The organism is Actinophytocola sp. (assembly GCF_036002505.1).
GTDB lineage: Bacteria > Actinomycetota > Actinomycetes > Mycobacteriales > Pseudonocardiaceae > DASYTH01.
In genome coordinates this window covers 1-21,454 of record NZ_DASYTH010000031.1, presented here as the reverse complement: position 1 = coordinate 21,454, position 21,454 = coordinate 1, and the positions used below count along the sequence as shown (strand labels likewise).

17 protein-coding genes and 1 pseudogene are annotated in these 21,454 nt (G+C 69.2%); 4 read left to right on the top strand and 14 right to left on the bottom strand.

The genetic code is table 11. The annotated features are described in order from the left end of the window. Window positions 1-101: 101 nt before the first annotated feature. From VGR06_RS01760 to VGR06_RS01725, 8 genes and pseudogenes are all read right to left on the bottom strand, one after another. Window positions 102-1,409, bottom strand: coding sequence for an ABC transporter substrate-binding protein (locus VGR06_RS01760; RefSeq protein WP_327557138.1), 1,308 nt, complete (start codon window positions 1,407-1,409; stop codon window positions 102-104). Between the two features lie 31 nt (window positions 1,410-1,440). Continuing rightward, window positions 1,441-3,390, bottom strand: a complete 1,950-nt coding sequence (locus tag VGR06_RS01755) for a carboxypeptidase regulatory-like domain-containing protein (protein ID WP_327557137.1) — start codon at window positions 3,388-3,390, stop codon at window positions 1,441-1,443. 477 nt (window positions 3,391-3,867) lie between these two features. Further along, window positions 3,868-5,064, bottom strand: coding sequence for a glycosyltransferase (locus VGR06_RS01750; RefSeq protein WP_327557146.1), 1,197 nt, complete (start codon window positions 5,062-5,064; stop codon window positions 3,868-3,870). A gap of 22 nt (window positions 5,065-5,086) precedes the next feature. Next, complete coding sequence (locus tag VGR06_RS01745; RefSeq protein WP_327557136.1) at window positions 5,087-6,436, bottom strand: MFS transporter; 1,350 nt, start codon at window positions 6,434-6,436, stop codon at window positions 5,087-5,089. 43 nt (window positions 6,437-6,479) lie between these two features. After that, window positions 6,480-7,322: a phytanoyl-CoA dioxygenase family protein gene (locus VGR06_RS01740; protein ID WP_327557135.1), complete on the bottom strand. Its 843-nt coding sequence runs from the start codon at window positions 7,320-7,322 to the stop codon at window positions 6,480-6,482. A gap of 279 nt (window positions 7,323-7,601) precedes the next feature. After that, complete coding sequence (locus VGR06_RS01735) at window positions 7,602-8,081, bottom strand: hypothetical protein (RefSeq protein WP_327557134.1); 480 nt, start codon at window positions 8,079-8,081, stop codon at window positions 7,602-7,604. Between the two features lie 3 nt (window positions 8,082-8,084). Beyond that, entirely contained in the window at window positions 8,085-9,725 is a 1,641-nt protein-coding gene (locus tag VGR06_RS01730; protein ID WP_327557133.1) for a hypothetical protein, read from the bottom strand. After that, a pseudogene (locus VGR06_RS01725) lies at window positions 9,726-11,311 on the bottom strand (S8 family serine peptidase). 81 nt (window positions 11,312-11,392) lie between these two features. Between VGR06_RS01725 and VGR06_RS01720 the strand changes: the two are divergent. Continuing rightward, complete coding sequence (locus VGR06_RS01720) at window positions 11,393-12,370, top strand: helix-turn-helix domain-containing protein (RefSeq protein ID WP_327557132.1); 978 nt, start codon at window positions 11,393-11,395, stop codon at window positions 12,368-12,370. Window positions 12,371-12,418: 48 nt separating this feature from the next. Here VGR06_RS01720 and VGR06_RS01715 read toward each other — a convergent pair whose 3' ends face one another. Beyond that, on the bottom strand, window positions 12,419-13,618 hold the full coding sequence (locus VGR06_RS01715) for a condensation domain-containing protein (protein WP_327557131.1): 1,200 nt from the start codon (window positions 13,616-13,618) through the stop codon (window positions 12,419-12,421). 663 nt (window positions 13,619-14,281) lie between these two features. Here VGR06_RS01715 and VGR06_RS01710 point away from each other — a divergent pair. Then, the gene (locus VGR06_RS01710) at window positions 14,282-14,554 is read left to right on the top strand and encodes a phosphopantetheine-binding protein (protein ID WP_327557130.1); all 273 of its coding nucleotides are present in this window, start codon (window positions 14,282-14,284) and stop codon (window positions 14,552-14,554) included. A gap of 12 nt (window positions 14,555-14,566) precedes the next feature. Here the strand turns inward: VGR06_RS01710 and VGR06_RS01705 are convergent, their stop codons facing one another. Beyond that, the gene (locus VGR06_RS01705) at window positions 14,567-15,244 is read right to left on the bottom strand and encodes a sulfotransferase domain-containing protein (RefSeq protein ID WP_327557129.1); all 678 of its coding nucleotides are present in this window, start codon (window positions 15,242-15,244) and stop codon (window positions 14,567-14,569) included. A gap of 344 nt (window positions 15,245-15,588) precedes the next feature. On the opposite strand from VGR06_RS01705, the gene VGR06_RS01700 reads away from it, so the two are divergent. Continuing rightward, the gene (locus VGR06_RS01700; protein ID WP_327557128.1) at window positions 15,589-17,184 is read left to right on the top strand and encodes a class I adenylate-forming enzyme family protein; all 1,596 of its coding nucleotides are present in this window, start codon (window positions 15,589-15,591) and stop codon (window positions 17,182-17,184) included. A gap of 12 nt (window positions 17,185-17,196) precedes the next feature. Here VGR06_RS01700 and VGR06_RS01695 read toward each other — a convergent pair whose 3' ends face one another. Continuing rightward, entirely contained in the window at window positions 17,197-18,480 is a 1,284-nt protein-coding gene (locus VGR06_RS01695; RefSeq protein ID WP_327557127.1) for an MFS transporter, read from the bottom strand. Between the two features lie 253 nt (window positions 18,481-18,733). Beyond that, window positions 18,734-19,606: a sulfite exporter TauE/SafE family protein gene (locus VGR06_RS01690; protein WP_327557126.1), complete on the bottom strand. Its 873-nt coding sequence runs from the start codon at window positions 19,604-19,606 to the stop codon at window positions 18,734-18,736. Window positions 19,607-19,805: 199 nt separating this feature from the next. Here VGR06_RS01690 and VGR06_RS01685 point away from each other — a divergent pair, with 199 nt between their 5' ends. Then, window positions 19,806-20,276 (top strand): UPF0158 family protein, encoded by a 471-nt coding sequence (locus tag VGR06_RS01685; RefSeq protein ID WP_327557125.1) that lies wholly within the window; start codon window positions 19,806-19,808, stop codon window positions 20,274-20,276. Between the two features lie 9 nt (window positions 20,277-20,285). Here the strand turns inward: VGR06_RS01685 and VGR06_RS01680 are convergent, their stop codons facing one another. After that, entirely contained in the window at window positions 20,286-21,089 is an 804-nt protein-coding gene (locus VGR06_RS01680; RefSeq protein WP_327557124.1) for an SWIM zinc finger family protein, read from the bottom strand. Next, window positions 21,082-21,454, bottom strand: a 373-nt coding sequence (locus VGR06_RS01675; protein WP_327557123.1) for a C-terminal helicase domain-containing protein, incomplete at its 5' end; no start/stop codon positions are given. The genes VGR06_RS01680 and VGR06_RS01675, both read right to left, overlap by 8 nt.

The following is a 21,454-nucleotide window of genomic DNA, read 5'->3' as shown; positions in this document are numbered from 1 at the left end:
CGGGCAGACCGTGTTCCACCGGGGGCGAGCCCCCAGACCCCAGTTCTCGGGCCCACCCTCGTCGCGGTGGGCCAACTCCCTCGCCCGGCATTCCGCAAGCTTCATGCCGAGTCGATCTCCTTCTGCAGCTCGGCGATGAACGACGTGGCCGCCGCCTCCGGGGTCAGCTTGCCGAACAGGACCTGCTCGGTGTGCCGCTGCAGGATCTTCTCGACGTTGCTGGCGCCCTTCGGTGTCACCCGGGGCGGGTCGCCCACGGTGATCGCGTCCAGGTACTTGGCCGCGGCTTGACTGGGAGCGTCCAGTTTGGCCGTGATGGCCTGCCGGATCGTGGTGTTGGCCGGAACGCCGCGGTCGGTCTGCAGGACGTCGGCGGCCTCCTGGCTGTTGGCCAGGAAGTCGATGAACAGCGCCGCCTCGGCGGGGTGCTTGCTGCGCGCGGAGACCGACCAGTACATCGACGGCTTGTAGTACGCGCCAGGCGTTTTGGCGGTGGCCTCACCGGGCAGCTTGAGCAGCTTGAGGTTCGCCTTGCTGGCCGCGGAAAGCGACGTGAGCTGGGTGTTCCACCAGGTGGCGAACACCGACTTGTTGGTCGCGGTGCCGGACTGCTCCAGGCTGGCGGTGGCCCGCTCGACGGTCACCGACGGCACCGGCGCGACCCCGTCCTTCGCCAGGCTGACCAGGTACGACCAGTAGCCGGCCAGGACCTCGGGCTTGATCGCGACCTTGCCGGAGGAGTCGTAGAGCGAACCACCCGCCTGGCGGGCCCACACGTTGAGGCCCCCGGCGTCGAAGCCCCAGGACTGCACGCCGCTCACCGCGCCACCGCTGGCCTTCGACACCTGTGCCCCGACGGCCTTGAGGTCGTCCCAGGACCACGTGCTGTCGTCGGGCAGCGAAACGCCGTACTTGGCAAGGAGATCGGTGTTGACGACGACCGAGTACGCGGTCAGGCCGACCGGCAGGGCGTACTGCTTCCCGTCGACCTTGCCGGTGGCCAGCGCCTTGCCGTCGAACGCGCCCGTGTTGAGGTACTTGCCCACGGTCCCGAGGTCCAGCAGCACCCCGCGCTGGGCGTAGGACGACAGGTACAGCTCGTCCATCTGGATGAGGTCCGGGGCGTCGTTGGCCGCGACGGTGGTGGCCAGGCTGTCCCAGTAGCCGTTCCAGTCCTTGTACTCGCCCTTGATCGTGATGTTCGAGTGCTGCTTCTGGAAGCGCTCGATCACCTCCTGGGTGCGCTTGTGCCGGGCGTCGGCGCCCCACCAGGTGAACCGGAGGGTGACCGGATCCTTGGACAGCTCGGTGGAGCCGGTCGAGCCGACCGCACAGGCCGAGAACGTCAGGGCCGCGGTCACGGCGAGCAGCAGAGCCCGGCGGACGGGCCGCGCGTTGAACCGTCGCATGGGGATAGTCCTTCCGAGTCCTGGTTGTGGTCTAGGAATTCCGGGTCATCGTGAGGTCCTGCCGGGTGGTGTCGCCGTGCCGGACGTCGACGGTGCCGGTCGCGGCGACGTACCCGTCCTTGCCGGCGCTGAGGACGCCGCCCCGGCCGAAGGAGACGCCGCCGATCCGGTAGAAGCCGTCGGCCTCGGTGATCGCCTGGTACTGCCGGCCGTGCAGGGAAAGCACGACCGTCGCGGCCGGCACCGGGGCGCCGTTCTGGTCGGTGACGAAGCCGTTCACCGACTCCCACGGCTGGCGCGGCGGCGTCCGGTACTCGAAGGCCCCGACGTCCGGCAGTCCGTTGTAGACGGACGCCCCGGTGAAGTCGGCGCCGCCGTTGTCGTCGACCACGCGCCCGGTGCCCACCGCCCGGGAGCCGGAGCCGACCCGCAGCGGCAGCGCCTGGTCCAGCCGCGGGCCGGTGCTCTCGTTCCCGTAGGGGCCGGTGACCACGCCGCGGAACACCGGGTCGCCGACCCGGGGCTGGGTGTCGTCGGCGGGAACGGCGAGCGCGGCGCCGCCGTACAGGTTCGACTCGTAGTCGATCGTCGGGCTCGTCGTCAGCGACACGTTGTCCCGCGTGGAGTACAGCACGTTGTTCCAGATGTGGTACTCCGCGAGGAGGTTCGAGCCCATCGCGAAGATCAGGTGGTTGCCGCGGTCGTTGTAGATCGTGTTGTGGTAGACGTAGGCCGTCGTGCCGCGCAGGGAGTGCAGGTAGACCTGGTACCGGGTGTTGCTCTTGATGACGTTGTACCGGATCCGGGTGTCCCCGAAGTTGCGCCCGCACTGGCAGAGCAGGATCCCGTCGCCGTTGTCGTGCACGAAGTTGTACTGCACGTCGATGTTCGTCGTGGCGTTGTCCGGGTCGATGCCGTTCGAGTCGGCGCCGCCGGCCTTCTGCTGGGTCTCGTAGACCTCGTTGCGCTGCACCACGACGCTGTCCGCGTAGTACATCTCGATGCCCGACGTGCCGGTCCGGTACACCACGTTGCCCTCGACCAGCCCGCCGCGGACGTCGGTGAGGTAGATCCCGTTGCAGCCGTATGGCGTGCCGTCCTGGGTGATGAAGTTGTTCCGCAGCACCACGTTGGTGTGCGGCGCGAAGGCCGGGTCGTCCCGGCCGGCCCGCTCGCCCCAGCCGGTGTGCACCGCTCCGGCGTTGGATCCGGTGTACTGCTTGACGATGATCCCGCCGAACGAGGTCCTCCGGATGGTCGAGCCCGCCACCACGATGTCGTCGAGGACCGTGGCCGTGCCGGGGTTGGCCGGATCGGCCGCCAGGCCGCGGAACACGATCCCGCCGGTGTCCTTCGACCGGTCCCAGCCGGTCCGGAACGTGATCCCCGGCGCGTTGCCCGCGGTGTCCCCGCCGATCCAGTTCACCTCGCCGGTCACGTCGTGCACGTCCACCGACTCGATCCGGAAGTGGCGCAGCTGCCCGCCGGCGTCCCCGGCGACGTGGATACCGCGCAGGTCCGCCAGGTTCGTCCCCGGCGCACCGGTCAGCGGCGCCGCGTTGGTCACCTCCAGGTTGCGGATCTCCCAGTGCTGCTGGTTGAACAGCCGCACCGCGTCGGCCACCTGCCCGTCGCCGTGCACCGCCGGCTTCGCCCCGGGCCCGTACCGGTCCAGCACGATCGGCCGCTCCGGGCTTCCCGACCCCTTCGGCCACAAGTGCCCGTGCCAGCTTTCCCCCGCACGCAACAGAATCCGGTCGCCGGGCCCGAACGTGGTCGCGTTCACCCGCTCCAGGCTGCGCCACGGCGACGCCGGCGAGCGCCCGGTCGCGTCGTCACTGCCCCGCGAGGCGTCGACGTAGTAGGTCGCCTCGGGGGGCAGTGCCGCCCCGGCGGCAGCCGGCAGGCCGAACAACGACACCAGAACCGGCACCAGCACCCACCCGAACCGCCGGCGCCCTCCGATCAGGATCCACCTCACATGTTCTCCCGGAGATCAACACTGATATCCGCAGGTCAAACCGCCTCCCACATGAACTGAAACGATTCAATTCCGATCGAACGAAACCCCTCACGTGTCATGGGCCCACTGGATCGCTGCAGGAAAGCGCTTGCCAGCGTAGGAGCAGATCGCGGCAAGTGTCAACGGACCCGCCCCGACAAGAAACACCTCAGCTTCGGCTACGGCACCCACTCCTGCGTCGGCGCCCCCTCGCCCGCTCCGGCACTTCGTGACGTTCGCCATGTTGGCCCCTGACGTCGCCATGTTGGCCCGTGGCGTCGCTGCGTTGGCCCGTGGCGTCGTCGTGTTGGCCGGGTGCGCGTCGGGGTTGCCGTCGGCGGGGTCCGGCGGCGTCGTCACCAGCCAACACACCCACGCCAGAGGCCAACACAGCGACGTGGCACGCCAACACGGCGACGTGAGACGCCAACATGGTGGCGAAGTGCGGCTGCCGGCTCAGGTTGCCAGGGTGGCAAGGGTTGCGACCAGATCGGCCGGGGCTGGTTGGCGTTCGATGTCCTGACGGAGGTCCGTGGCGGATTCGAGGTACTCGTCGGTGCTGAGGAGTTCGTCGATGGCGTTGTGGACTTTGTTGGTGCGGTCGCCGTCGGCGGCCAGCTCGCGGTAGCGGAAGTGGATTCCGGCGCCGAGGGTGACGGTGCGGTCGGCCTGTTCGGCGAGCATGGGATCGCGGGTGATGACGAGTTGGGGGATGCCGAGGGCGGCCGCGGTCATGGCGGAACCCTGGCCGCCGTGGTGCACGTGGAGGTCGCAATGCGGCAGGATGAGGTTGAGCGGGGTTTCGGCGAGGTAGCGAACCCCGTCGGGCGGAGCACCGAGATTGGCGAGTTGCTCGGTGGGCGCGTGCACCAGCACTTCGGCGCCGAATTTCAGGGCGGCCGCGATGGCGTCGCGGTAAGGGTCGACGGCCGACGCACCGAGCGCCCGCGGGGTGCTCATTCCCCAGCTGACGCAGACTCGGGGGCGCCGCCGCGGTTCGGGCAGGCTGTCCGGCGCCACGCCCTTGCCGTTGAACACCACCCAGCGCATGGTGGCGCAGGGCCGCTCGCCGCCGATGTACATGCTCGGCGGCATCGTGTCCACATAGTGCGGTAGCCCGGTCGGCGGCTCGGCACCGAAACGGGCGAGCAGCTCGACGTATTCGGGCAACGGATTTCCGTCGAGGTCATGGTCCATCCGCCACACGTCCTGCGTACCGTGCGCGGTGAGGACGCAGCACACGTCGGGCGCCGCGGTGACCGAGAGGGCGAGCGGCTCGTAGAGGATCAGGTCGGGGCGCCACTGGCGGGCGAAGGCAACCAGGTCGTCGGCCATGCCGGCGGCCACCGCGAGGGTGTAGCGGCGGAGCTCGTACACGACGTCGCGTTGCCAGGGTTCGAGTGCGTCGGGGTGCGCCGGCCAGTCCTTCGGCCAGGGCCGGTCGTCGTCGTAGAAGGAGCTTCCGCGCAACCCGGCCATGGCCTTGGGGTCCGGCGGGCGGCCGAGGGTGACCACGGGCAGCGCGGTGTCCGTCAGAGCCGGGCCCAGGTGCGGCTTGCCGACCAGGCGCACGTCGTGCCCGGTCACCCGGAAGGCCCACGCCAGGGGCACCAGCGGATTGATCAGGGGTGTCCCGCCACCGGTCGCGATCATCACGCGCACGCCTAACCGCCTCCTATTCACTGTTTCGCCAGTTGCGGAGCGCTCGGCCGGCCCAGATCCCGGTCAGCGCGATGATGAACCCTCCGGCCAGGAGGATGGTGTCGATCGGTCCGAAGTGGACACCTGCGACGCTGGCGTCCAGCCCGCTCAGTACCGTCGTGGCGAGCCAGGCGGCCGCGGACAGCGACAGCAGCGCGGCGAGCCGGTTGGCCAGCTGCATGACCGCGCTGACCCGGCCCATGAACTCCTCGGGCGCCGAGCGCATGACGAGCGGGCCGACCATGGAGTCGACCGCGGCCACCGGGAGGCCGAGGAGGAACAGCACGATGATCGCGCCGACCGGGGCCGTCATCCGCGAGTACACCATGAACAGGACACCGAGCAGCACGAACCCGTAGGAGTAGGTCGCCGTCGCGCGCAACCGCGGGGCGAACGCCGCGGCGAGCATGGCACCCGTCACCGACCCGATGCCGAACGCGGCGCCGAGCAGCCCGTACACCTCCACCGGGGCGTGCAGGTTGCGGATGACGAAGAAGATCTCGAGCGTGGCCAGCGTGATGACGCCGATCTCCGAGATGATCGTGGTGGTCAGCATGACGCGGAGAACCCGGTTGCCGGCGACGAACCTCAGCCCCGCCGTCAGCGACTTCCAAACCTGGGCCGGACGCCGCCTGGCCGCCTGCACCCGGCCGGCCACCACCGCCGGCACCCGAACCCTCGCCACGGCGGCGAAGGACAGCGCGTATCCGGCCGCGATGACCAGCAGCGACCACTGCACCTCGGCCCACACCACCACGACCGCGGCGACCGCGGGACCGATGATCGAGGCCAGGGCCGAGGTGCCGGCGAGGATGCTGGCCATGCGCTCCCGGTCCCGGTCGGCCACGACCACGGCCAGCAGGCCGTACCGGGCCGGGTTGAAGAACTGCGCGGCCACCACGGCCAGGCCGATCACCGCATAGATCACCGACAGCCGCAGCGCGACCGGAAGGCCGGCCCCCAGCATCAGGAACACCGCGAGCCCGGCCACCAGCACGCCGCGGACCGCGTCCATCGCCATCATGACCCGGCGGCGGTCCAGCCGGTCCGAGTACACCCCACCGATCAGGCTGAACAGCAGCACCGGGACCATCCGGGCGGCCAGGGCGCCGGCCGTCGCGACCGGGCCCCACGACAGGTTGCCCTGGACGGTCGCGAGGCCGAGCCAGAGCACGATCGTGTACTCGAAGATCTCATCACCGAACAACGCCACGGCCTGGCTGAGCCAGAGCCGGCGGCAGTTGCGGTTGTGCCGTAACGGCGGAATGGCGTCGTCGGTTTTGACGTCCGGACTGGGTGGTGACTCCCGGTGCGTTTCTGTCATTTCACAACTTCGCGTGTTGATAATCCTTTGACGGCTGGTCGGCTCAGTCGTACGCGGGGTCGTAGGCCAGGCAGGGCGCGAAGAGCTCGCGCAGATCGTCGTCGGCGAGGTACGCGTGCAGATATGGCTCGTGGCCGTTCCGGTTGAACCACGGCACCGCGAGGAAGGCGAAGTGCGCGAACCGGCGCTGCTCCGAAAGCACCGGCGCGGGCGAATGCAATGTCGCCTCGGAGAACATGACGATGCTGCCCATGCCGGCCGCCGGCTGCACGAAGTCCAGGCGATCCCCGACCTCGTCGTAGATCTGGTGGGACTCGGACCAGCCGCCCTCGTACCGGTGCGAGGTGTCGAACAGAGCGGTCATACCGTGCTCGGGCGCGATCGGCACGAAGTACATCCCGATGGCGATCATCGCCGAGTTGATCAGCTCCGGATCGGTGGGATGCGGCCTGATGATGTCCCGGGGGCAGAAACTGCGATGCCAGCCCCAACTGCGGCGGTCGCCGACCAGGTCGGGCCGGGTGTGGCGGTCCTGGTCGGGATCCGTCATCGCCGTGAAGGACTGCACGCAGCGGATCTTCTGGTGCCCGATGAGCTGGCGGGCGGCCGCGAGCAGGCCGGGGATCCGGTACAGCTCGTAGAACGCCGGCTCCAGCTGATGCGCGTCCCGCAGGGCCCGGGTGTTTCCGCGGTCCGTCGGATCCGTGGTGGTGCCGCAGGTCACCCGATCGAGCATGTTCTCGGTCGCCTCGCGGGCCGCCCGGCACAGCCCGGAATCGATGACCCGCTCGAGCAGCACCCAGCCATGTTCGGCGAAAAACCACTGCTGTTCCTGGGAAAGACCGTCGTGGCTCAGCGTAGCTGAAATGTCCATTGTGGTGCTCACGGGCATCCTCCACGACGCCATTCTTCGAGCCGATCGTGTGCTTCGTCACATACTATTACCCGCACTGAGATCCCGCAATTACTCAAGTGCGGAGGTGACCCGCACCCGGCACTCAAGGGAATTGAATTGTCATCCATTGCCGGCCGAAGGTGATTGGGGAGACGGGACATCCCGTCAGGTGCCTGCCGCCGGGACCCGACCCCGTCCCCGCCTCGCGTAATGCGGCAAGCGCGTCGAAGGTGCGCAGTCAATCCTCCGAATGGCTGAACCGAGCGCGACCTACCGTACCCCGTACGCATTCATGATTGTCTGGGTCACCGCGGCGCCATGGTCATCGGTCAGCTCGACCCGGATGGACACGCCGTTGCCCGCGGCCGGCCGGTTGTCGACGGTGGCCGCGAACCCGGGACCCCGGGCCGACACCGGCGCCGGGAGCCAGGTGACGCCGCCGTCGTAGCTCACCCACGCGCGCGCCGAGGTGATCCGGCCCGCGTCGTAGCCGGGCTGCCCCTGCCCGGTGATCCCGATCTCGAATGCCGCCCTTGCCGGAGCCAGGTTGTACTCGTCGAGATCGACCGCGTAGGACGGGATCAGCAGGGGCAGCGCGGTCGTCGTCTCGTCCGCGGCGGCCCGGCCGGACCGGAACCGGAACGACGTTCGCGTCCGCGTCGACATCCGCCAGTTCGGCGCGTTGAACGACCCGGCGTCCCATTTCTCCGTGGACACCTCCAGCCGGTAGCCGGCCGGCTCGGCGGGCACGACTCACTGGCCGGCCAGCCACCCGGGCGACCCGAGCGACTCGCCGCCGCGGAACAACTCCACGTTGCCCGCGTCGAGGAAATCGGTGGCGGCGGTGTAGTGCCCGTAGGAGTCCCGGTAGTTCTCGAACGCGGCCCCGATCAGATTGGCCTGGCGCTCGGCCATCGTGAGCCCGGCACCGGTGTCGTGATTGCGCAGGAGCCCGGACGGCACCGGCTGCCGGTACCACGTCACGTCGCCCCGCTGGCCGGCCCGGTAGGTGTGCGGCACGTCCGCGAGCACCTCGGCCCACACGACCGCGCTGGTGCCGAGCTGGCGCCAGCCGAGATCCGGCGGGTACCACGTGGTCCGGTGCATCGGCGCCCGCAACCGCTCCACCAAAGGAAAGTAGACCTCACCGTACGGCCGGTCCGCGTTCATCAGCTCGTAGAAGTAGCCGGCCTCGCGCTGGGCGTACCACCGCTCGTCCACCGACGCGAGGCGCCGGTCGGCCACGTCGTGGGTCTGCACCTGCGGGACGGACCGCTCGTTGCGGAACGCCAGGTTGTACAGGTACGGGCTGGCCGCGGTCGCCTGCCAGGCGAGCCGGACCGGGCCCGCGGCCCGCTGGGCACGCAGTGCGTCCCCGCTCTCGGCGGTCAGCAGCACACCCGGCACGCCGGACTGCACCCCGCGGAACGAGCCGACCTGCATCCGGCCGGGTTGCGCCCAGTCGAACAGGATCGCCACGGCGCCCGAATCCCTTGCGGCTTCGAGGATCGGCGCGACGTCCCAGCGCTCGGCGACCCGGACCAGAGCCACCCTGCCGGCCGCCTCCGGCAGCCGGGCCGTGATCTCCTCGAGCTTCCCGGTGCCGAGGTCGACCAGGCCCGCGCTGCCGGAGCCGTCGAGCCGGGCGGCGTTGCCGACCAGCTCGGTCGGGACCGGCCGGCCGTTCGCCGTCAGCGCCAACGCTTTCGCACCCGCCCGCCACAACGTGTCCAGCTCGAACGTGCCGTGCTCAACTGGGGGCAAGCCCCCGGACCCCAGCTGCACGTCCTTGCTGGGCACGGCGTAGTAGGCGTCCACATATTCGTCGGCGGTCAGGCTGCCGGCCATGACGAACCGGTCCCAGGTTCGGCCGTAGGACACCACGCCGCTCGTGACGTCGAGCGGCCGCGCGCCGCCCCGGGTCTGGTGCTGGACGCCCTGGCGTGCGTCCAGCACCAGAGTCGTGTCCCGGTCGAGGGTCAGCTCGGGCGCTCCGGCGAACGTGAGCGAGGTCTGCGGACCCCACTCCTCGCCGCCCCTGTCCGGGGTGCCGATCAGCGCCGCGACGGAGTAGGTGCCCGCCGCCAGGCGCAGGGGGACGGCCGTGCCGTCCAGGCATCGCCGCTCGCCGGCGGCGACGTCCATGTTCACGACATCGAGGAAGCTGCGGCCCCGGGCCGGGTCGCCGGCGCGGTCGATCACGGTGACGGTCAGGTCGACCATTTCCGGCTCCAGCCAGTAGCCGAACGGCGTGGTGACCGTGGTGTCCCCGGCCGTCGCCAGCACGCGGCCGCCGTGCTCGCCGCCGCCGACTCTGCCCTTCGGATCCACCGACAGCGTCGTGCTGGCGGTGCCGTGAGCGGGAACGACGAGCGTGCGCCGGTCGAGCCGCACTCATTTGTCCTTAGTAGACAGTTCTAAGTGGAGTGTCACGGGCTGGTCGCCGGCGTTCGTGTAGGCGACCGGCTTCGCCAGCTGGCCGGAATGCGGCCAGGGCAGGCTGCCCAGGTCGACCGAGCCCGGCCCGAGCACCGCCTGCCGCACCGCGCGCGGCACGTCGAGAAAGCCGGCGCCCTGCTCGTACACGCTGGCCGTGTTGCCCGGCCGGACCGCGGAGACGAGCGCCGCGCGGCGCTGGGCGGCGGTCCAGTCCGGGTGCCGCCGGGCCAGGATTGCGGCCGCGCCGGCCACGTGCGGCGTCGCCATCGAGGTGCCGGACATCGCCTGGTACGCGACGTCGCCGTAGCTGCCGAGGGCGGCGGCCATGATGCCCACGCCGGGGGCCGCGATCTCCGGCTTCAACCGGTGGTCGCCGGTGACCGGGCCGCGGCTGGAGAAGCTCGCGGTGGCCAGGTCCCGGTCGACCGCGCCGACGGTGAGCACGCCCTCGGCGCAGGCGGGCGAGCTGACCGACTCACGCAGGCCGCTGTTGCCGGCCGCGACGACGAAGAGCGTGGTCGACTGCGCGGCGAGGCGCTCCGCGGCCTGGCCGACCGGATCGTCGCAGCCCGGCTCGGCCGGCCCGCCGAGGCTCAGGTTGACCACGGCGGCGCCCTGCGCCACGGCCCACTCCATGCCGGCGATCACCCACGACTCCTGGCCGTTGCCCCAGGCGTCCAGCACCCGGCCGACGAGCAGGTTCGCACCGGGGCGACCCCTTTGCGCAGGCCGTTCGACGCGGCACCCGTGCCGGCGATCGTCGACGCCACATGGGTGCCGTGGCCGGCCTGGTCGTAGGCGTTCTCGCCGTCGGTGAAGTTCTCCGCCCGCGCCACCCGGCCCCGCAGGTCGGGGTGGTTCGGGTCGTAGCCGGAGTCGAGCACGGCCACCGTCACCCCGGCGCCGTCATAGCCCTGTGCCCAGGCCTGCGGCGCGCCGATCTGGGCCACGCTGCGGTCCAGGTCCCCGCGCACCGGCCGGTCCAGCCAGAGCTTGTCGATGCCGGCGCCGCGGGCCTTCGGCGCCACCAGATCCGCCCAGAACGCCGCGGCGTCCGACTTCCTGGGCCGCAGCGCCGCGCCGCCGATCGACGGGAGCGGCCGGACCCCCGCGTCCCTGGCCGCCGGCACCGCGCCGCCCGCGTACGTCGCGATGACCGGGATCGTGTCCCGGTGCGCGTCGTCGTATCCGGCCTCGACGAGCTTCGTCACGTCGAACAGCTCGTCGTCCAGCCGGCCGGCGCGCAGCAGCGGCACCGCGGCGTCCGGGATGACGTAGACGTCCCTGCCGACCGTGCGGGTGGAAAAGCCCCGGTTGGTGCCGGCCGGCAGAAACGCGACAGAAGACCGGCCGGTCGCCGTCGGCGTGACCACCGCGCGGTCGCCGGTGATCAGGGTGATGCTGGCGGCGCGGCCGGGATCACCGTGCGCGCCGGCGGGGGGTACCGGCGCGGCGACGGCGAACGGGGCTCCGGCCGCGGCCGCCAGCGGGAGGGCGGCGAGGATCGTCGCCGCCAAGCCGGCGGGGCGGAGGGGACGCATGGCGCACACCCTGACATGTGAACGACATTCGCATCACTGGCGACTTGCGTCGTATTTACGCCATGGCAAATACTCGCCACCGTGACCGAGCTGAGCGCCCTGGGCCTGAACCCCGACGAGGAAACGGTGTACCGCTCGCTGGTCGACCGGCCGTCCGCCACGGCCGCCGACCTGGCCCGCACGCTGCGGCGCCCGACCGATACCGTCCGCGGCTGCCTGGCCGGACTGGAAGAACGCGGCCTGGTCGGCCGGGCCGGCGGCACCCGCACCCGGTTCGTCGCGGCCTCCCCAGCCATCTCCCTCGGCCCGCTCATCACCCGCCAACGCGACGAACTGCGCCGCGCCGAGCTCGAGCTGCTCGCACTGACCGAGCGCTACCGCACCGCCGCCGGCGCCCGAACCGCGGGCGACCTCGTCGAGGTGGTCACCGGCGTGGACACCCTCGCCCGCCGCTTCGCCCAGCTGCAGCAAGGTGCCACCGAGGAACTACTCACCATGGTGACCGCCCGAACCGTCGCGGTCACCCGCCAGGACAACTCACCCGCCGAAGAGGAAGGCGTGCGCCGAGGCGTCCGCTACCGCGTCATCATCGAACGAGCCATCCTCGAGCAACCCGGCGCCAGCGCCGACGCCACCTCCGCGATCCGATCCGGAGAAGAGGTCCGCGTCGTCGAACAGGTCCCCACCAAACTCGCCATCGCCGACCGAACCCTCGCCATGCTCCCCCTCACCAGCGACCCGGCCGCGCCCCCAGCCGCCATCATCATCCACCGCAGCGGCCTACTGCACGCCCTGGTCTCACTCTTCGAAGCAATCTGGACTCACGCTCTCCCCATGCGCGCCGACCTCTCCACGACAGACCCCGACCGCGCTCTGGCCGACCTGGACCAGAAGATCGTCACCCTGCTCCTGGCCGGCCTCACCGACCGCTCCATCGCCACCCAACTCCAACTCTCCATGCGCACCGTCCAACGCCGCGTCCGCACCCTCATGGACACCGCGAACGTCCGCACCCGCCTCCAACTGGGCTGGCAACTCGCCCGCTCCGGCTGGCTGTGAAGGGTCGCCACCCATCCGAGAACGGGCTGGCGGCGCAGGACTGACCGGCTACCCGGCGCCCCCGGCCGTCGCCGCGTCTCGCAACTGCTCGGCCATGGTGATCACGAAGCGCCTCATCGGCTCGAAGTCGCCGGCCGGGGATGTCTCCTGCAGGGAGAGCATGAGCTCCTCGCCGGCATGCGCACGCAGATAGAATGGATTCTGATTATTGCGTTCCGACAACGAGGTCTCAACAGTCCAGTCACTTTCCGCGGAGTCACCGGCGGTCACCGGCAAAATGGCCGCCTGCGCCATGTCGCGGAAATTGTAGAAATAGCGGAACCCAGGGCCGGAACCATTCTTTCCGTATTCGCGCACCGCGTCGGTGACCGCGTCCACGTCAAAGATTCCGTGCCGCAGCGACCGCACCAACTCCCAATGCTGGCGGCGCGCACCGGCCGGCAGATCCTCCCCGTCGACGCAGCGGGCCACCACCGGCACGATCTGGTTCATCGAGGTGACCAGGTTGCGCCATCTGGGCTCAAGGCGGTTACCGGCGAACACGGCGACGAGGTGGGCGTCGGGACCGGTCCGGGTGCGCATCGCCGCGGCGTAGGCCGCGAACACCACGCTGGGCAGCGGGACCCCGACCTGCCCGGCGAGCAGCTGAGCATGGCGCGACAAGGCCGCCGAGCGGAGCGTCGCCCAGCGGGTCCGGGCGTCCGCGGACAACTGAGCCGGCGGATCCGGCACCTCGGCCACCACCCGGCGCCAGTACTCGACGGCGGCTGTCCGGCGGTCCGCCCAGGCGTCGGAGTGCTGCTCCTCGGCAAGCTCGCGGCACGTCGGCGCCGGCTCGCCGAGATCCTTTCCCGCGAGGAGGTCAAGGAACTCCGTGCCCAGTTGCAGCATCGACCAGCCGTCCGCGGTGATGTGATGCACCGACACCGCAAGGAACGCCGGCTGGCCGGCAGAGGTGATCAACCTCGCCCGCCACGGCTTGTCCACGGCCAGAGCGAACGGCTCGTCGCCAAGCTCCGCGCTCACCTGACCGGCGAGCGCCGTGGCGTCCGCCCCACCTTCCCGCACGTCGAACCCGACCGGCTCCGGTGCCCACACCAGCTGTGCGAGATCGTGGCCGGGGTCGAGCTGGTAGCGGGTACGCATCCCCTCGTGCCGCTCCTCCAGCGCCTCGAGCGCACCCCGCACGTCGGCGACGGTGACCCCGTCCGGCAGCGGCCATACCTGTCGGAGGTTGGCCCCGCCCATTTGCTCCCGTGTCCAACGTTCCATCGAACGCCACACGGAAAGCTGGCCAAAGGTCAGCCTCGTTCTGCCGATCACTGTCATCGGCCCTCCTTGCCGGTTGGCTCACCGTAGCAGCGGCCCGAATCAGGTTCGGCTGATTTTGCCAGCTTTCGGCTATTACTCCACCGATATGACACAGAGCAATCGGTCATGTGCTGAACGCATTGGCCGGTAGCGCTTACTTCCACTGAAGTGATCCACGTCACACCTGTACCGATGCTGTCACATCTATCATTGACGGCCACCGTCGCTGATACTTACTATTTTGTTGCTCTTCGCGTCGCACACGCTCCGAATCGGCGAAAAGAGCGGTACTGGGAGGACCATGGGGATGCCAGTGCTAATCGCAGTTGTTGCCCGCCGCGTGCGGCACGGTAATCACCGGTTCCTCGAGCCGAAAAGGAGGTATATCGTGTCCGTATCGTGAATCAGTTTCTTGAGCGAGAACGAGATACCCTCGAATGCAGTGCTCTTGGTGCGTGAGCACTGACGAGCGCCGTGTGGTGTGATCACCCGGCGGCGGGGCCCACGATCATGCGATTGCGCCCCGCCGCCGGGTGCTATTGCGCCGGTAGTATCAACTTTGAGCGCGGATTCAATGCGGAGCGTGGAGGACCTCACACGATGAGTGACTGGGATGAGCGGTATCCGGCCCTGCTGAGGGAGCACCTGCCAGAGCTCCCGGAAGGGGCCGCCGTCGAATCGGATACCGACCTCGCCGCGGCTGGGCTCGACTCGGTTCAATTGATCAGTCTGGTCATGGCGCTGGAGGCGGAATACGGCGTGACCTTCGCCGACGAGTATTTCTCCAGTGTCACTTTCGCCACTGCCGGCACGCTGTGGCAGGCCGTACAGGAACTGCGGAGCGAGAAAATGGAGTCGCCGCGATCCCGGTGACTGTCGGCCGCGTTACCAGGCGTAGCCCAGGCGTTCCACGAGATCGCCGTAGCGCTTGCGGAAGAGCGTGAGGTGCTCGTCGGTGAGGTGGTTGCGCCAGTCGCCGGGGATTCCCTTGCGATAGTGGCTGGTCTCGTCCTCCTGGCCGATCTTCCTTCCCCCACCGGCCAGCTGGTCGAAGGTGTAGGTCCGCAGCAACTCGTCAAGATAGCCGTCGGGTAGCTGGTCGAGCACCTGCCAGTGCGCGAGCGCGCGCCGCCACTGCCCGACCGAGTCGCTGACCAGATCCTCCATCCGAACGGCGAGGGTGTTCGGAGCGTCGTAGTTCCACGACAACAAGTGATCGAGGAAGTACCCACTGAACTCGACCTCAGCCGCCATTCCGGCATCTTTGTCCATCTTGAGCAGGTTGATTCGATGCCGTATCAGCTCCTTCCAGATCACCCCGTCCACTTCGATCGGATGGGAGTTGCGATGGCTGAAGTAGCCGGACACCACCATGTCCCGCGGGTCTCGGAACAGGTGCACAGCACGCGATTCCGGCAACGTGTCGACATCCATCTGCCGGGCGTTGGTCAGCATCAGGAAATCCGGCCGCAGAGCCGCCACCGCGTCGCCAAGTGTGCCGTGCTCCGCCCACTGGTCATGGTGGTAGTAGATCTGGAACCGCAGGCCGAGCGTCGCCGCCATGTCCGTCATGATTGCTCTGGACCACATCGACGCCGCTCGATGCCTTGCATAAAACACCCGAAGCACGTGCCCCTCCTACAAGGTCCCTGGCGTCCGGCCAACCCCAGCCCATTACCCCTTGGCGGCGTGCACGCTACCCGCCAAACCGGCGTGGGTCCAGCCGTCTCACGCTCACGCGAACAGACGAACTCATTACCCCATTCGGCCTACGTCATCCGGGTGCTGTGCGGTTGCTCAATATACCCACCACCGTCCGAGCGGCGGAGGTAAAGTCCACCGTCGCCGCAACTATTCGGGCGAAACGAACTTGGTAACTCGTGGTAGCGAATTGTGTGGGGGACGTGATGGCAGCAAAGCCGGACGTGCGGCCGAACTATGTGCGCAAGGCGCTGGAACTGTTCGCCGGATACGCCGACCGGGAGGCAATCGTCGCCGGCGACCGGCGACTCACCTTCGCCGAACTGCGCGCCGGCGTGCTGGACATCGCCGCGAACGTCGCGGAGCACGGTCTGCGTCCCGGCGCGACGGTCGCGGTACTGGTCGGCCATCCGATCGAGGCGCCGATGCTGCAGTTGGCGTTGCACCTGCTCGGTTGCCGGACCGCGTGGATCTCCAACAGCGGCACACCTGCCGAGCAGGACGCCTACCTCGCCAAGGTGCGACCGGAGGCCTTCGTCTACGACGCGCGCAGCCACGGCCAGCGGGGCCGCAAGCACACAGAAAGCCTTGGTGTGCCGGCGTTCTGCCTCGGCCCGGGCGGCGCGGGACCGGACGTGCTCGCCGCTCGCCCCGCCGGCTCCCTACCGTTCGATATGGACGCCGCGACCGGCGCGCCGGAGTCGGTGTTCCAGACCAGCGGCACCACCGGAATACCGAAACCACTGCTGCACACGGCAAACCTCTACGAGCAGGTCCTCACCCTCGCCGAGCGGATCGTCGCCGCCGGCGAACCACGCTACCGCCACCTGACGGTCACTCCGCTGTGGATCGTCTCCGGGCAGACCTCGGCATTTCTGTACCTGTTCACCGGATCCACCCTCGTCATCATGCGCTTCCTCGGTGCCCGGGAGTTTCTCGGCATCATCGAACGGGAGCGGATCAATTCCGCGTATGTCTCACCGCTGATGTTCCAGGACCTGCTCGACCATCCGGACTCGAAGAGATACGACTGCTCGAGCCTGCACACCCTCAGCATCGGCAGCGCGGCGGTCACCCCCGCCCGGCTGCGGCAGGGCATCGAGCGCTTCGGACCGGTCATCCGCATCACCTACGGGCTGTCGGAATCCCCGTTCATCTCGGCGTTTCCCAACATCAACGAGGATCCCGAGCGGCCGGACCGGCTGCGGTCGTGCGGCACCATCTACGGCGACGTGCGGCTGCAGATCCGCGGCGAGGACGGCACGGTGCTGCCACCGGGCGAGAACGGCGAGCTGTGGGTGGCCACCAAGCTCAACTTCGCCGGCTATCTGGGGATGCCGGAGTTGACCGCGGAAACCCTGGTGGACGGCTGGCTGCGTACCCGCGACGTCGGCCACGTCGACGAGGAGGGCTACATCCACCTCACCGGCCGGGCCAGCGACATGATCATCACCGGCTCCGGCAGCATCCACATCTTCCCCCGGCCGATCGAGGACGTCCTGGCCACGCACCCCGAGGTACGGGAGGCCGCGGTGATCGGCGTGCCGGACCCCGACCGCGGCGAGGTCGCACACGCCTACGTCGTGCTGACCGAGGGCGCGACGGTCACCGCGAAGGAGCTCGGCGATCTGGTCGCCAGCAAGCTCAGCCGAACCTGGACGCCCCGCGCGTTCGAGTTCATCGACGCGCTGCCGCGGACCGGTAGCGGCAAGACGAACCTCAACCAGCTGCGGGCCAGGTACACCGCCGAGCATGCGGACAGCTCACGCGCGGCGGACGAGCGGCCCACCGTCAGGATCTAGAGTGTCCCAGGGTCAGTGCGTCTCGGCAGCCGGCTCGTCGGCGAGCAGCTTGCCATGCACGCTGGGCCGGTAGCGCAGTAGCGGAACGATGGTCACCAGCAGACACGCGATGCCGGAAATGAGTATCGCCTGGTGCAGGCCGAGTCCAGCGACCAGCCATCCGGCGAGAACCCCGCCCACGACCAGTCCGGACCGGCACACCGCGGCAACCAGCCCGAATACCCGGTTCTGCAGCTCGACCGGGACTCGCTTGTAGAGCATCGCGCCGAGTATCGGGCGAATGGCGGCCCCCGCCATCCCGGACACGAACGTCAGCACAATCACGTACACGAGTTCGTTGGTGATCCCGAGAATGAGCTGGCGGGGCGCACAGCACAACAGGATGCTGACGATGAACGTCAGGTACTGCGGCAACCTGGTCGCCACCGCGGTGAAGATGGCGTTGCCCAGCACCACGCCCACCGAGTACGTGCCGAGAATGATTCCGACGGCCGGTGCCGCGCCGTACACGTCGGACACCCACAACGGCACGAATACCGCGGAGTTCGCCACGCTGAACACGTTGACCAGCATGACCATGAGCGTCATCCCGAACAGCAGCTGGTCGGCCCACACGTGCCGGGCACCCCGGCGCAACGCGGCCAGATACGGTTCGCTCGCGGCGGCCCTGCTGTCCGGCAGGGTGCCTTTCGGCGGCCGGACCGATGTGGCCACGATCAGCCCGCACGCCCCCATCGCCGCCGCGACCGCCCAGATGGCGCCCTGCGCACCGAGCCAGTAGATGAGCAGGCCACCCAGCGGGGCGGCGGTCAGCGACGCGGCATTGTTCAGCCCGTCGTAGACGGCGGTCACCCGGATCATGGGCATACCGGCGGCTTCACCCATCGGGCGCAGCAGTACGTGTTGCGCGCGGCCACCGACGCCGTTCAACCCGCCGTTCACCGCCACCATGGCCAGCAGCACACCGAAGTTGACGTCCGGGACGATGGCGACCACCGTCATGGCCAGCGCGGCGCCCAGGCTGGTGACGACGACCGTGGCGTGCATACCGAGCCGGTCGGCGGCCGGTGTGGCGAACACGCTGGTGAACAGGAACGGCACCGTCCCGGCCGCGGCGACCACGCCCATTTTGGCCGGACTGCCGGTGGTGGTGAGCACGAGCCAGGGAATGGTCACGATGATCACCATCTCGCCCACGGTGAACAGGGCGAGGGCGACCAGCAGCATGGTGAGCCCGGCTCGGCCACCCGGCTGCCTCTGCTCGCTGAGATTCGTCGGCTCGCGGACCTCGGTCACCGGAGCCGCTCCACGACCATCATGTGCCTGGGCCCCCACAAAATTCGCAGCCTCAACGGAGTCTGTGTCCTACCGGGCTGTTATGCCTCTCAACCTGACTGTGGTGGACTGTACGTCAAATGCCCACACCCTGAGAAGCAGAAGAATCAACAACGCTCAACGTGATTGTCTGCTTACCCAACGTCGGTCACCATCGGTGGCCGCACCGGCGTGATTCGGCCGAACGGCCGAATCGGAGAGAATTCTCGTACTGTCAACCTTCGCCGAGATTCGCCCGGCGCCCATTCTGGCGCTGCACCAGCCAGGCCAGCACGGCCAGCACGACCGATCCGGCCACCACGCCCAGCACGACCAGGTTCGACGCGCGCAGCAGCGCCAGCCCCGAGGCGACGAGCACGATGAGCAGCACCGGCCGGATCATCCCGAAGCGCTCGGTCGAGGACAGCCGGGCACCGAGGAAGACACCGGGAAGCGCACCGAGAAGAATCGCCGCGGTCAGGTCGAAGCGCACGTCACCGAACAGCAGGTGACCCAGCGCCGCCGAGCCCACCAGCGGGATGGCCTGCACGAGATCGGTTCCCACCAACCCGGCCGCCCGCAGACCCGGGTAGAGCAGCGAGAGCGCTGCGATGATCAGCGAGCCCGACCCGACCGACGTGAGGCCGACGATCACCCCGCCGGCCACACCGATGAGGACGGTGACCACCGGCCGCGGCCGCAGCGTGCCCGCCGGCTCGAACCGGCCGCGCTGGTTCATGATCATGCGCGCCACCATGGCGGCCACCGCGAGCAGCAGCGCCACCCCCAGCGCGGTGCGCAGGAACGACTGTGCCGAAACCTGGTCGTCGATGCGGCTCAACGCGAAGGCGGAGCAGAACGCCGCCGGCACCGACCCGTAGCAGAGCAACCGGACCAGCGGCAGCCGCACCGTGCCACGGCGGAGGTGCACCACGGCGGCCACCGGCTTCATCACCAGGGACGCCACCAGATCGCTGGACACCGCGGCCAGCGGCGCGACCCCGAAGAACAGCACCAGCACGGGTGTCATCAGCGCCCCGCCACCCATCCCGGTCAACCCGATGACGAACGCGATGAGGAAGCCGGCGAGAACCAGTTGCCAGGTCATCGCTCCCCCTCGCGGACAGGCGTCGAGCGCGTACGGCCAAAAAGCTAACATGACCGCTCAAGTTAGTCAGCATTTCGCTGGAACTTCCGGGTAGACAATGCTTGCGCGATCAACCCACAACGTCGCGCGCAGCACTTCGGTTGGAGTCTTCAACAGGGACGCGGCTCGGCTGAGCCTGACCAGGGACTATGGTGGTCCGATGCTGGATCTGAGCCGGCTTGACCTGGACGAGATCGCACAGGCGCTGGCAGACCAGACCGACTACGAGCACCGGTGGCTGATCAACCCGGCTTCCGGGGAGATCGTGTTCTGGACATCCGACACGGGCATCGACGGGCAGACACCAGTTGACCTCGACGAGTTGGACGAGCTGCGCATCGATCCGCTGCCATCGCACATCTGGTACCAGGACATGGCCGACTTCGCCGAACTCGTCAGCGACGAGCGCGCCGGGCGGCGGCTCACCCGGGCGATCCAGGGAAGGGGCGCCTTCCGCCGGTTCAAAGACGAGCTGCACGAGCAGTATCCGGACCTGCTGCCGGTCTGGTACGCCTTCCGCGACTCCCGCGCCCGTCGCCGCGCGGTCGAGTGGCTGGCCGACAACTCGCTCATCGATGACGACACGGCCACGCGGTACCTCACCGAGCAGCACGACCCGGATCTGCCCTGAGCGGCGTCATCACCCCAGCGCCGCATAGGCGGGTCTGAGCAGGTCGGTCAGCAGGCGGCCGCGCACGGTGACGCCGGTCTCGGGGAGTTGGTCGAGCAAGGCCGTTGGCGGGGTCGCCGGTGGGGCGGGCCGGCGGATCTCGGTCTGCGGGGTGAAGTAGGTGTCCAGGCAGTCGGCGAGCGGGCGACTGGTGGCCTCGGCGCGGTCGGCGGCCGGCGGGCCGGCGGTGCGGGCGGCCTGAAGGTTGGCGAGCAGGTCGTCGCGTTCGCGGCCGCGCCAGGCGAGGATGGCGAACGGGTCGTCGTCGAAGGATTCGGCGAGCAGGTAGAACGTGGCGGCGAGGTGTTTGCACGGTACCGCCTGGTCGGGGCAGGAGCAGTCCAGGGACAGCTCGCGGGCGGTGGCCGGGAACAGGGACAGACCCAGGGCGGTGAAGACGCCCTCGATGTCCTCGGGCATCTCGCCGGCGAGCAGCTTGGCCGTGTACCAGGCGTCGCCGGCCAGGTCGCGTTCAGCCTGCGCCCACTCGGCCTTGCCGAACGCGGGGATTCCGATGCGGACGCGGTACGGGCGGGGACGGCTGCCCTGCACTCTCGCGGTGACCGAGCCGGCGTCCACGTCAAGGGAGATCACCTGGCCCTGGCGGGCGTAGGTTCGGCCGCGCTGGAGGCGGTTGCCGATGCCGATGTCCTCCAGCACCTCGATGAACCGCTCCGACCACCAGGTCTGGCCGATCGCGCCGCGGGTGCTGCGGGCCCGCAGGCCGCCTTCGACCGGGCGGGGGCGAGCTGGCGGCGGGTACCAGTCATTCACCGACGGCTCCCTCGGACAGGGTGAACAGGCGGCGGAGGTCGCGTGTGGACAGTTCGGTCAGCCAGCCCTCGCCGTCGGTGACGACGAGATCGGCGAGGGCCTTCTTCTCCTCGATCATCTCGTCGATCTTCTCCTCGAGAGTGCCGGTGCAGATGAACTTGCGCACCTGCACGGTGCGCTTCTGACCGATGCGGAACGCGCGGTCGGTGGCCTGGTTCTCCACTGCCGGGTTCCACCACCGGTCCAGGTGCACCACGTGGTTGGCGGCGGTGAGGTTCAGCCCGGTGCCACCGGCCTTCAGCGACAGCAGGAAGATCGGCGGCCCGTCTCCGGACTGGAAGCGCGCCACCAGCTCGTCGCGCCGC